The 12857-nt window shown below is 49.1% G+C and carries 10 protein-coding genes; 7 read left to right on the top strand and 3 right to left on the bottom strand.

From position 1 onward, the window contains the following. Positions 1-113: 113 nt before the first annotated feature. The 7 genes from ACOQOZ_RS02255 to ACOQOZ_RS02225 all read left to right on the top strand — a co-directional run bounded on the left by ACOQOZ_RS02255 (position 114) and on the right by ACOQOZ_RS02225 (position 9061). Positions 114-341, top strand: a complete 228-nt coding sequence (locus ACOQOZ_RS02255; RefSeq protein WP_420590663.1) for a hypothetical protein — start codon at positions 114-116, stop codon at positions 339-341. Between the two features lie 225 nt (positions 342-566). Then, positions 567-1577: a rhodanese-related sulfurtransferase gene (locus tag ACOQOZ_RS02250; RefSeq protein ID WP_420590662.1), complete on the top strand. Its 1011-nt coding sequence runs from the start codon at positions 567-569 to the stop codon at positions 1575-1577. Positions 1578-1724: 147 nt separating this feature from the next. Next, entirely contained in the window at positions 1725-2207 is a 483-nt protein-coding gene (locus tag ACOQOZ_RS02245) for a CreA family protein (protein WP_420590661.1), read from the top strand. A 105-nt stretch (positions 2208-2312) separates the two neighbouring features. After that, positions 2313-2915 carry a chalcone isomerase family protein gene (locus ACOQOZ_RS02240; RefSeq protein WP_420590660.1) on the top strand — a complete coding sequence of 201 codons (603 nt, stop codon included), beginning with the start codon at positions 2313-2315 and terminating at the stop codon, positions 2913-2915. A 181-nt stretch (positions 2916-3096) separates the two neighbouring features. Next, the gene (locus ACOQOZ_RS02235; RefSeq protein ID WP_420590659.1) at positions 3097-5283 is read left to right on the top strand and encodes a DUF6351 family protein; all 2187 of its coding nucleotides are present in this window, start codon (positions 3097-3099) and stop codon (positions 5281-5283) included. A gap of 117 nt (positions 5284-5400) precedes the next feature. Beyond that, the gene (locus ACOQOZ_RS02230) at positions 5401-7602 is read left to right on the top strand and encodes a DUF6351 family protein (RefSeq protein ID WP_420590658.1); all 2202 of its coding nucleotides are present in this window, start codon (positions 5401-5403) and stop codon (positions 7600-7602) included. Between the two features lie 136 nt (positions 7603-7738). Further along, positions 7739-9061: a HAMP domain-containing protein gene (locus ACOQOZ_RS02225; RefSeq protein WP_420590657.1), complete on the top strand. Its 1323-nt coding sequence runs from the start codon at positions 7739-7741 to the stop codon at positions 9059-9061. A 90-nt stretch (positions 9062-9151) separates the two neighbouring features. On the opposite strand, the gene ACOQOZ_RS02220 is transcribed toward ACOQOZ_RS02225, so the two are convergent. From ACOQOZ_RS02220 to ACOQOZ_RS02210, 3 genes are all read right to left on the bottom strand, one after another. Beyond that, positions 9152-10897: a sensor domain-containing diguanylate cyclase gene (locus ACOQOZ_RS02220; protein ID WP_420590656.1), complete on the bottom strand. Its 1746-nt coding sequence runs from the start codon at positions 10895-10897 to the stop codon at positions 9152-9154. Positions 10898-11075: 178 nt separating this feature from the next. Further along, positions 11076-11597, bottom strand: coding sequence for an adenylate kinase (locus ACOQOZ_RS02215; RefSeq protein ID WP_420590655.1), 522 nt, complete (start codon positions 11595-11597; stop codon positions 11076-11078). Between the two features lie 282 nt (positions 11598-11879). Then, positions 11880-12857 (bottom strand): AgmX/PglI C-terminal domain-containing protein, encoded by a 978-nt coding sequence (locus ACOQOZ_RS02210; protein WP_420590654.1) that lies wholly within the window; start codon positions 12855-12857, stop codon positions 11880-11882.

The following is a 12857-nucleotide window of genomic DNA, read 5'->3' as shown; positions in this document are numbered from 1 at the left end:
TGCGCGCAAATGGCTCAATTAACCAATCACTCTGTCCCAATCGGTGACTACTGAAATTCCTGCGCCTATCTGATATAACAGCCAACCTGATAATTGACCGCCGGAAAACTGCTGTGGCACAAGCTCCTGAACCCCTGAAAGCCTACAAAGTTAACGACATGCTGGTATTCGCCAGCCGAGGCAGTGACGCCAAAGTACTGGCCGCGCCAGAGATACGCCCGGTAGAAGAATGGCGTGAAGACGTGGCCGCCTGGGTTGCGTTACGTGCCGAACGTACGCCGGAGCTGGACGATCTGAAAGATCACAGCCGCACAGAAGCCTATATCCATAGCGCGTCCTGATTAGCCCACGGAACAAACGCCGAAGCATTAACCTTACTTTTCTTCCGGTGATAGCCGTCGCGGCTATCGCTATAATCCGCGCCCGCTTGTTTCAGCTTGTTGCACAGCTGCTTCAAGCCGATGCGGTTGCGCCCGGATAAAGCCCGGGACGCTTATCACAACACGAAACAGTATTAATTCAACACAAAGCACCGGATTTACGCTCCGGCCAGCAAGGTATCTGATATGACCATTTATCAAGACTCTGCAAACCAACCTGTTGTGGTTTGCGCCATGTACAAATTTGTGACTCTGGAAAACTTCGAAGCGATTCGCCAGCCATTGCTGGATGTGATGACCGCCAACGACGTAAAAGGCACATTATTGCTGGCCCAGGAAGGGATTAATGGCACGGTCGCTTCAGACCGCAAAGGCATCGATGCTCTGCTGGAGTGGTTACAAAAGGACGAACGCCTGGCCGACATCGTCTATAAAGAGTCTTTTGACGAAACCATGCCGTTTTACCGCACCAAGGTAAAACTGAAAAAAGAAATTGTCACCATGGGTGTTGAAGGCATCGATCCGAAACAAGTGGTAGGTACCTACGTAAAACCGCAGGACTGGAACGCTCTGATTTCCGACCCGGATGTAGTACTGGTCGATACCCGTAATGATTACGAAGTTGAAGTTGGCACCTTTAAAAACGCCGTCGATCCGCGCACCAAAACCTTCCGCGAGTTTCCGCAGTACGTCAAAGACAACATGGACCCGGCGAAGCAGAAAAAAGTGGCGATGTTCTGCACCGGTGGCATCCGTTGTGAAAAATCGACGGCCTATATGAAAGAGCAAGGCTTCGAAGAGGTTTACCACCTGGAAGGCGGTATTCTGAAATACCTGGAAGAAGTACCGGCTGAAGAGTCAATGTGGGAAGGCGAGTGTTTTGTTTTCGATAACCGCGTCACCGTTGACCACCAGCTGGAAAAAGGCAACTACGATCAGTGTCATGCGTGCCGTCGCCCGATTACCGAAGACGACAAGCAATCCGAAAAATACGTTGCAGGTGTCAGCTGTCACCATTGTTTTGATGAATTCAGCGAAGACCAGAAAGCCCGCTTTGCCCAGCGTGAACAACAAATGCAACTGGCGAAAAAGCGCGGCGAGGATCATCTGGGTACTGACCTGCAACAGGTTATTGAAAAACGTCGTCAGGAAAAGCTGGCATTAAAAGAGCAGCAGCGTAAGCTGAGTTCGAAGTAAAACTTATAATCAAAAACAAAAAAGCAGTTTCTTTTTGCCGCCGCATAAGAGGCACATCCCTGTGCCTTTTATGCTACCGCAACTTCCTGTTGCTGCTTTCAAAAGAAACTCCTTTCCTGTTTTCAAATTTTCCCAAGGACGTTGAATATGAAAATCAGCAAAATTTCAGTCGTATTGCTAATCACTGCTGCTGGGTTAACCGGCTGTGATAAATCCGAAGTGGGTGATGTATCCCTCGGTTTATTCACCACCAAGGATATTAAAATTAATGTACTTCAGGATCCGCTGATTCCCGGCGTTACCTGCCATGTTGCCAGTATCGAAGCCGACCTCGATTTTTCCGACCCAAGTGATACCTCCATTGCCTGCCGTCAGACCGGTCCGATTACGACTGATATGATTGCCCAGATCGATAAATCCGCTTCCGGTGAAGTGATCTTTCGCAAATCAAAAAGCATTTTGCTGAAAACTCTGAAAACCCGCCGTATTTACGATGCCAGCTCGCAAACTCTGATGTATGTGTCTTACTCCACCAAAGAAATAAACGGCAGTTATAAACACAGCTTAAGTAGTGTGCCGCTCTATGGAACTTCGGCCTATACTGAGAGGACACAGTCGACAAACAACTGATAATTACACATATATTATTAGTTTTGCAGCTATTGAAAGCTTCTCTACGGCTGTTTAAAGTACAGAACTCAGACGGATTTCGTAGCACATCTTCACGGAGGAATTATGATGAAAAAGCTTTCTGCTCCCCTGTTGGCGCTGGTTCTTAGCGCTCTATTCCCGACTTACAGCCAGGCGCGTACTCTCGAAGGTATTGAGTTTCCTGAGCACACCGTCGCTGATTATTATTACCCGCAACTAACGCTTAATGGCGCTGCAACCCGAACTTATTATTACGTCGTTGATATGTATGTCGGTTTGCTATATCTGCAAAACCCATCGTCGGAGCCGGCGGACATCTTTGCAGACGAAAGTTATAAACGCATGGTATTTCATACCCTTTTGTCACGTGCCAGCGGCCGTCGTATTGGTAAAGCCTTGTATGAATCGCTAAAGCTCAGCCCGGAAGAAGCGGCAGCTCTGGGGGCTCCGATTGAAGAGGTGATCGATATGTTTGATGTCGAGATGACCGAAGGTGATGAAACCTTTATTGAGTACGTTCCCGGTGAAGGCACACGTATTATTGTGAAAGGTGAACTGCGCGGCGAAATCAACAGCAAGGATTTGTTCAATGCCTTTCTTGGCATCTGGATTGGCGACGAGCCCTTCAGTGAAGAATTTAAAGCCGGCATCCTGGGTACCAGTAACAATCGAGTTGTATCAAATTAGGCCATTGCCATCTGCGTGTTAACAGGCCTGAAAGGTATCCCCAGCGCCTGTTAACCCTGCCCTTCAGCAAAACCACCATTCATTTCTGACGTACTCTGTTACATAAATATCAGTAACTTCATACAACACCGGCTACGTAATTCGTCTAATCTGTTTTTAAGACGGGTTGGCGGAGATAGGTATGGTTAAACACCGGGCTATGCTGTTAGTTGTCGTGCTGATTTTTGCACCGTTAGTGGGTGGCAGTGCGGCTATTATTCAGAAAGTACTGCCAAAGTTAGGACTGGTCAGTGATTTCCCCAAAGTCGTAGGCCTGCCTCCCGGCAGCGTCAAACCGAATGCTCCGGCCTACAGTGGGCCACACCCTTCCACCACTCCACGACCGGATGAAACCTATCCGTTTCCGATCCCTTATGGTGAAACAGGACCGGCCATCCCCTTATTTGCCGGGGATAATCAATATCCGTTTCTGTGCCAGACTTCAGATTCACGCCTGGGCCAGCCGTTAATTGATAATCACCATGGCTGGGGCGTACCGGTCTTTGCAAAAACACTGGCAGGTAAACGTACCGACCAGGTCATTGGTTACAGCAAAGATTGCTTGCTCCCCACCCGCCACCATTATTTGTATTTCTCCAAACCGTATGATCGCAGCGCCAAGCGCCAGAACGACCATCACCTGGGTATATCGCGGGATATTCATCTGCTGGTCAGGGCCGAAACCGGAACCATTAATCGTCATCTTTACAGCATCTTAATTCCAACCACATTTAATGATCAGATTGATAAACCCGACCTTTCCCGCTGGAACGGTAAATTAATTTATTATTTTCGCGGTGGTATCAGTATCGGTTTTCAACAGGGAAAAATGCGGCTGACCCATATCGCAAAAAAAATGCGTGAGTTGCTGAATCAGGGCTACGCCGTGGTTTTTTCTTCGGCGACAGAAACGGATAACACCTATAACATCCGGTTGCAGGAAGACACGGCACTGAGGCTGAAACACCAGTTCACCAGCCGCTATGGTAAGCCGAAATTTACCATTGGTTTTGGTGGCTCAGGCGGCGCCATCCAGCAATTTCTGTTTTCGCAAAATCACCCGGGCATCATTGACGGCTCCGTCGCCGTGGTGGCTTACCCGGATATGATTACCCAGATTCACTACACCCTCGATTGTGAGTTGCTGGAATATTATTTCGACCATATCGCCAGCGATAAGCATTTCTGGCAATCCGCCGCCAACCGCCAGGCAGTAATGGGCCTGAGTACCAATTATGCCCAGCCGCCGCGGCTTAGCTGGTTGTATCGTTTGTCGCAATTACTAAACTTTAACTGGCCACATCCACAGCCACCGGGTTCCGAATGCAGCAGTGGCTGGCGAGGGTCGACCGCGCTGATTAATAATCCAAAATTCCACAGCGATGGTCATCGCTTCAGTGAATCGGTGCGCAGCAACACCCCCTGGACCCACTGGCAGGATAATCAACAGGTTTACGGTACCGACGAGGAAGGCCGGGCACCGTCCTTATGGAGCAATCAAGGTGTTCAGTACGGACTTTCCGCGCTGCAAAACGATGTCATCAGTGCGCATCAGTTTCTCGAGCTCAACAGTCGTATCGGCAGCTGGATTGAGCCACAACAAATGACTCAGGAGCGTCTGTGGTATCTGAGTATGGATTCCGACATCCGTCGCTTCAGTCCTTATGGCGAACACAATATGACGCACCGGGGTAAAATCCGGAATCTCGCACCACGCTACAATGGCAATCTGGAGGCGGCAAAAGCAGCCTATCGTTCAGGGCTGGTGTTTGTTGGTGCGCTGAATACACCAATGATCGACGTCCGTATGTACCTCGACCATAAGCTCGATATCCATCATGCCTTTGCCAGTGGTTCCGCCCGTGAACGCATCATTGAAGCTGGCTACGACGCTGGTAATCACGTTATCTGGACCGCAAAAGCACCACATAACCCGATGTGGAATGCCGTTCAGGTAATGGACCAATGGCTCACCCTGCGCCAGCAATCGGCTGAGTTGCGTCCACAAGAAGCCGAAGACAGCTGCTTTGACAGCAGTGGTCAGGTAATTGCCAGAGGGCGCGATGTCTGGGATGGCAAATGGAACCAGCGAGAAATCGGGAAATGCCAACGTCAGATGCCGTTTCACCAGAGCAGTCGCCAGGTCGCCGGAGAAGCCATCAGTGGCTATACCTTCCAATGCCATCTGATCCCGGTCTCGGAAGCTTTGGCTGCAGGGTTATACGCGCCCAAAGATATGCGTCCTTATCAACGCCAGCTAGAGCAGATCTTCCCTCAGGGCGTGTGTGACTTCCGCCAGGGAGACCGTGCACGACCAGCCAGCCTCTGACCAGGAGCGCAATTGATTATTTTGTAAAATAATAAAATTTTGGAAATAAATCAGGTATAAAGGTCAAGCCAGAGACGATTCGTTATCTGGCTGGAACCTCGCAAACAAGGAATTTTTATGCGTTTTATTAAGCCGGTGGTGATCACCGTTGTTGTGCTTTCTGTAATCACTCTCCTTGCTTACAAAGCCTTCGAAGCCTACACCCGTAAACAACTGAAACTCGATACTCCCTACCCTGCGGTTGCCACCATGCCCGCCGGAGCGCTGATAAAAAATAAACCCGCTTACAATGGGCCACTTCCCGGTAGCAACCCACGCCCGCAGGAAACCTTTAATTTTCCGGTGGAATTTGGCAAAAGCGGTCCTGCACAGGCGTTATTCGCCGGGCCAAATCAATACCCATTTATGTGTCAGGGCATGGATTCCGGTCTGGGTCAGCCATTGGTTGATAATCAGGACGGTATTGGCACACCGGTATTTAAAGAAAATAAAGATGGCAGTTTGTCTGACACGGTTATTGGTTACAGCAAAGATTGTTTGTTAAACACTCGGCTGCACTATTTTTACAGTGCCGGAGAAGACGGCATCAAGCAGGCTGACACCCTGCAAACGGCGCTGGAAAAAAGCTCTGCCGATGATAAAGGTGATTTACTGGTGAGAGTTGAGACAGGCACCATCAATCGCTTTATTTACGCACTGGTGCTGCCTACTACAGCCAGTGACCAACAAGAAAAACCGGATTTATCCGCCTGGAATGGCCGCCTGGTCTATCACTTTAAAGGTGCTATCGGCATTGGTTTTCAGCAAGGCAAAGCCCGCCTGAAAAGTATTATTCGTGATATGCGCCCGGCGCTGGAAAAAGGTTACGCCATCGCCTATTCCAGCGGCAATGAAACCGATAACCACTACAATATCTGGTTACAGGAAGACACCGCATTGCGGGTGAAAAAACAATTTACCAGCCGCTACGGCAAACCAGAGTTCACCATCGCCATTGGAGATTCCGGCGGAGCCTTACAACAATATCTGCTGTCACAAAACCACCCGGATATGCTCGATGGCGGCGTTGCTATTGTCGCCTACCCGGATATGACCAGCCAGATTCTTTATGGTCTCGATTGCCCGCTACTGGAATATTATTTTGATTATCTGGCCGATGATAAAACCTTCTGGGAAAAGGCGGAACACCGCAGTCTGGTTGCTGGGTTAAGTTTTAATTCCGAATTTAAAACCCGCGGTCAGCAACTGGAAGATATTACCTCCTGGATGCGTTTTGAATCACCACCGAAACGTCGTGGCGCCACCGAGTGCAGCTATAGCTGGCGAGGCTCGGTGCAGATGGTCAATAACCCCAGGTTTAATACCCATTACAGCCGTTACAGCGAACAAGTAATGGCACAAAACTTCTGGACCCACTGGCAGGATAACCGCGACTTTTATGGCACAGATGAGCAAGGACGTGCTCCGGTTCCCTGGAGTAATGTGGGTGTTCAATATGGATTACAGGCCTGGAAAGAAGGTCGTATCAGCCAACAGCAGTTCTTCGACCTCAACCGCAAAATCGGCAGCTGGGTACCACAAGCTGAAATGAAGCCAGAGAAGTTATGGCTAATCAGCAATGATGACTCCTTCGCTGGGCTACGCCGCTTCAGCCCTTATCAGCAAAAAAACTTCAGCCATCAGGGAAACGCCATGACGCTGGCGCCACGTCTGCCTGGTAGCCTGGACGCAGCCAAAGGTGCCTGGCGTTCCGGCAATATGTTCCACGGTGCGTTAAACATGCCGCTAATCGACGTGCGCGTTTATCGCGATGATATTCTTGATATTCATCATTCATGGGCAGCGGTTTCAAGTCGCCAGCGCATTCTTGATCGTAACAAAGGTGACAATCCACTCCAGGCAATCTGGATGGCGGAGCGCAATTACAAACAAATTCGCTGGGACGCATTTGCTGCGATGGAAAAATGGCTGGAATCCGGGGCGACGAACAAAGCGACGTTCAGTGAAGATCGTTGCGTCGACAAAGAAGGCAATCTGATCGCCACAGGGCCACAGGTTTGGGATGGCGCCTGGAATGGCAAAGCAGCCGGCCAATGCAGCCAGCGCTTCCCATTTAATCGCAGCAGCCGCCAGGTTGCCGGGGATTCAGCCGCTGCCAGCACTCTGTTCTGCCAGCGCATTCCGGTTGCCGAAGCGATAATCAGCGGTATTTATGCGCCGCTCAATGTCTCGCCGATTCAGTCAGAACTGGAGGCAATTTTCCCGGATGGCGTGTGCGATTATCGCCAGTCAGATCAATCCGGCCTCAACGCTCTGTAATCTGCTTTGCCTGATCAGGCTGGTATTACCGGCCTGAGTAATAACCTCATATCGTGCCAGTTGAGAAAACTGGTCAGATTGATGGAACTAGTTTTTTTCCCTCCGGTCATAAACAACACTTCAGGGGGGAATAACAATGAAATTTCATAAAAGTCTGATGACACAGTTTGTAGTAGGCGCTGCCATTATGGTGGCTTGCGTGCTGATTCTTACCGTCAGTCAGCGCGAAGCCACACAAATCCAGCGACTGCTGACCGACTGGCAGGCCCAGGCGGATAAAATCCAGTTGGATATCGCTAACCTGCAACAACAAGCCCAGCATTATAAATTAAATGCCCCCCGGGATTTCGAAAGCTACAACCGCGATGTGGCAGTTTTTTATCAGCAATTTAAACAACAGCTGGCGACACTGGATCAAACCTTTAACCGTGCCAATACCAGCGTCACGGATCTAAGCAGTAAATTCACATATGCCTGGCTAACTCAGGAAAGCAGCCCGTTATTACACGCCATCCAAAAGCAGTCAGCCTGGCATGCGTTCTGGTATATTTTTGTTGACGAATTACAGGCACAAATCGGTGACCCGCAAGAGCCACGCCTTGAATGGGGAGCGGAATACATTATTACTCATCAGGAAAAACTTACCCGTGAAGCCGTTGCACTGGCAGAACAGATTACGGGGGCAAATCAGTGGTTTGCTTCGACTTATGCAAAAATAAATAACGGCCTGGTGATTTTTGTGATGGGCTATTTATTATTCAGTCTGACCATTTTTGCCTTGCGCATTATTCGTCCGGTTTCGGTAACCACCAAAGCTTGTGAGGCCGTTGCTGCGGGTGCTTACGGCACAAAGGTTGAAGTCAGTGGTTCCGGAGAAACCCAACGTTTACAGCAAGCATTTAACGAATTATCCGCTCGCTCCAAGCTGATGATGGATATGCTCAGTGACATCAATCAACCAGGCGATGTCAGCGACAAACTGCAGTGCATTTACGACAGTGGTCGAGAAGCCTTAGGCAGCAACTGGATTGGCCTGATGGCATTTAATGAACAGACCGTGGATTTAAATGCTTCGGTGCCAATGTCTCTCGACCTGAATTTCCGCCATCGTCATGTATCACTGCACAAAGCATTTGGTAAAGAGTTACTGAACACACTGAAATCTGGCTGGCTTGAAATTAAATCGTTACGTCAGTTATCACTTAACCGCCATGACGAGCGTTTTTTACGCGAATTGCATAAAAATACGATGGCCAGTGAAATCATTGGTTACCCATTCCGCTGCCCGCGACATAACAACTTTATACTGTTGTTTGCCAGCAATCAGAAAGATGGCTTCTCACAGCAACAGACTGAGTTGATTCAGGCCCTGTCAAAACTGATGGCTGATGCAATTATCGCCGGCATGGACCAGAACAGTAATGACATTATTACCGGTGATATTATTCCCAGCCACTAAAGCAGAAGGATAACTGGCTAAGACGTTAACTGACCGGGACATGCGAATTAACGATGGAGTTTTAACTGGCAAGGAACGCCAAGCGATAATTTATTCATCCGTTAAAAATTCACGAACGCAATTACGCCCGGCATTTTTTGCCCGATACAACGCAATATCCGCCCGTGACAGTGTTTCGCGAATACTGGCACCGGATAAATCAGCGATAAAGCACACGCCCACACTGATAGTTACGACCCGGTTTAATTCACTGTTCTGAACCGGGTCACCCACTTTCACCTTGGTGAAGGTATGTGGAATCGCGCGGTAACGTACATCATCACAAAGTTGTTGCGCCATCTGCATAACGTATTCGCGACTCGGGTTATCCAGTACCAGAACAAATTCTTCACCGCCGTAGCGTGCAATTAAATCTCCCGGACGTTTACTGACGTGACTGTGACGCAATACCTCAGCAACCTGCGCCAGACACATATCCCCTTCCAGATGGCCATAATTGTCGTTGTATTCTTTAAAGCTATCGACATCGATCAACATCACTGCCACGGATTTTCCGTCACGCAAATTACGCTGCCAGGTCAGGGATAATTCATTGGAAAATTTTCGCCGGTTAGCCAGCTTGGTCAACTCATCCGTGGTTGCCATCGCTTCCAGTCGCTGGTTTTTTTCTGACAACTGGCGCTGCGCATCAACCAGTTCCTGAGTTCGCTCTTCCACCAGGCTTTCCAATACCTGATTATCTTTCTCGATCAGTTCAGCGGATTTTCTTAACAAACTGAAGATAAACTGCAACAGTAAGAAGGTAATCACCGCCCCCAATGCAATAACGGCAACAAATACATTACGGGTTTTGTAATACGGCTGCAGCGCCTCGTCGACGTTGATTTCTGAGGCAATGCCAATACCCAGCTCGTGATCCCAGGACCAGGCACCAAACACGAGTACACCGCGATAATCGCGGTACCCTTTAATATCAAAGCCACTGATCCCTGCCGTCGCCTGTTTCGCCATATGGGTCATCGGCAAATTTCGGTTACTGGCCTGCGGTTTAAATCCCTGCAACGTGTCACCACCCGGGTCGGTGATATAGAGATTCATCAGGCTGTCCTTACCTACATCAATCAGATTGGCGCGCTCAAGGTGATGATCAAAACGACTGTCGGTCAATAACAGCGCCCGGCGATCAAACGCATACGTCTCCCCGGTATCACCGATACGCCCCAATGCACTGATCTCTGAGAACTGCGCTTTTGGATCGATAATTTTAATAAATGCCGCCACCGGTTCACCGTCATCCGCATGGATAGCCGCTGTTATAAAGAAAATAGGAACGAAGCTGGATGCCTGCTCGCCCGGTAATCTCATAGAACGAATCGCCGCCTGACTACCGTTAAGAATCCGGTTTACCAAAAACGGGTGCTGGCGAAAAATTGCGTTCTTTTGTCCGAGGCGACTCAGATCATCACTGGCGATATTAATTCCGTCTTTATTCAGAACGAAGAAACGCTGATTGCGATGGTAACTGAGCTCAGTTGCAATAGCCCTGCTCAGCGCCGCGCCACTGCTGACGGTACTGGGCTGATCGAGCACTTGTTGGGTCAGCTGGCGTACCGACGCCGATTGGGAAATATGATTGATAATGTTCTGGCTCTCGCTGACCAGAATCTGGTTGGCTTTTTGAACCGTAACCAGAACCGTCTGCAGCGAATCGCGAGTGTTAATCAGAGTGCGCTGTTTGATATCGAGAAGCGCTGCATAAGCCGCCAGGCTCATCAGCACCACCGACAAAACATAAAGCGTAAAGCCGAGAGCTTTCTGTACTTTATAGTCTTTCATCCAGAACGATCCCCTTGGCATATCTGCTTGGCTGGTCGTCCGGTGTCCGCTCTTGTTGGTTCAATAGGAAAACTAAGTATAACCGGTATAACGTATTAGACCAGAATTACCTCATTTAAGACGATTCCAGGCCTAAAGCTGTCACAATAGTCAGTCTTGCTACCGGTTAACCAGATGCTTACAACCCTCTTAATATGGCATTGAGCTGCGACAACGAGCGTACATAATACAGTTGCTTCTCGGCTTTTTTCTCAGAAGTGAGTTGCTCAAGCTGCAACAGGAAGGAGTCATTCCAGAATTGCGGTGATAGCCGTAAAAACCGATAACTCTGGATGGAGCCGGCGATGACCGAACTGCCCTCAGGCCACCCCTCTGGCCGGACAAATAATCCTTTGATTAATCGTTTTGTCACCAGCCAATAACTCAGCCAGTAAGGCAAATCGATGTAAATCAGAGTGTCGGCTGCTTCCAGTCGCTGATGAAAAGATGAAATCGGCCCAAGCCCGTCGATCAACCAGGCCGGAGAGCTGAGAATCTCATCATGTGCTTTCGTATAAACATGGCGCTCTACCGATGTCCCATCCGGGTTGTAGATCAACGAGTCGAGAGCAATCAGTGGTAAATTCGCCTTTTCAGCCATTTTTTTGCTAAAGGTCGATTTTCCGCTGCCGGGTTTGCCGAATACTGCAACTTTCTTCATATCCTGATACTCCTGTTGGTGAAATAAGCCCAGGAGATGGAAAAAACAAACCCGCCTCTTGGGCGGGTTTGCTGAAATTTGATACATGCAGAATCCCACCACTCCTTATGGAATGATGATAATTCGCTGAAATCGTTGGTTGGTGTATTGATGCATCACGGTACTCTGATTGAGAAGTGTCGGTAAGTCAATCCGGAAAACTAACGTTGCAATCGGAAGCATAAAAAACCCGCTTTTTGACAAAGCGGGTTTTTCAATTAAGCAAAGCAAACAACCAATTGTTTATGGAATAAACTTGATTGGGTATTCGGCAACCGTCACGTCCACGCCATCACGGTTACCAAATTGCATCTGACGACACTTGGCTTCCAGACGTTTGTGAACCTTGGCGTTGTTCAGCTCACTCTTCTCAACCTTACAGGATGATACCGAGCCATCCGGCTGAATCTCAGCACGCAGAGTCACAGAACCGGCCAGGTTTGGATTGCGGCGTAAAGCACTGCGATAGATGCGGTCAAACTGTACTTTGTACTGTTCGAACGCCAGGCGTAACTCTTCCTGACTGCGGGTTGAGCTTTCCTGAGTTTCAGCAATTTGCTCTTCCGTCAGCTCTACTGCGGTTACATCGCGATCACCCAGCTTCTCACCAACGGTATCCGTTGTTAATGCGGCGACATCTACACCACCAGAACCACGAGTAGCCGCTGAACGGTCAACCACACTGCCAACAGCGGTTGCTTTGGCGCCTGCGTTACTCAGACCTTTACTACTAGTGCTGAGTGCAGCAATCGGAACCTGGGCCCGGGTTGCCTGCAATGCAGCTAATGCATTACCACCGAAGGCTTTTTTCGCTTTTTCTTTAGCCGCGGCTCGTTTTTCCTTAGTAGCCTTCACCTTAGGTTTTGGTTTCGGCTTGGGCTTAGGTTTCGGCTTAGGCTTTGGTTTTGGCTTCGGCTTTTCAACTTTCGGCTCTGGCTTAGGCTCCGGTTTTTTCTCGGGCTCAGGCTTCGGCTTCGGTTTTTCTTTCTTAACTACCGGCTTAGGCTTTGGTTTCTCTTTCTTTTTACGTTCGAGTACCTTAGCCAGCTGCGGCGGCAGCTGTTCCAGTTCTTTTCGGTCTTTTGCAGGCAGCTCAATCATAGGAATGGCGATACCCACCATCACTACGAACAATAATAAGCCAAGCAGGATTCCGAAAAAGCGTTGCTGCTGGCCACCGTCGTTCCAGGGCAGTTCAGGAGCACGATAATATACCGTCAT

Source organism: Bacterioplanoides sp. (genome assembly GCF_965219715.1).
In the GTDB taxonomy this organism is placed as follows: domain Bacteria; phylum Pseudomonadota; class Gammaproteobacteria; order Pseudomonadales; family Oceanobacteraceae; genus Bacterioplanoides.
The sequence above is the reverse complement of the archived record's forward strand: the minus strand, read 5'-3'. Positions and strand labels throughout refer to the sequence as shown.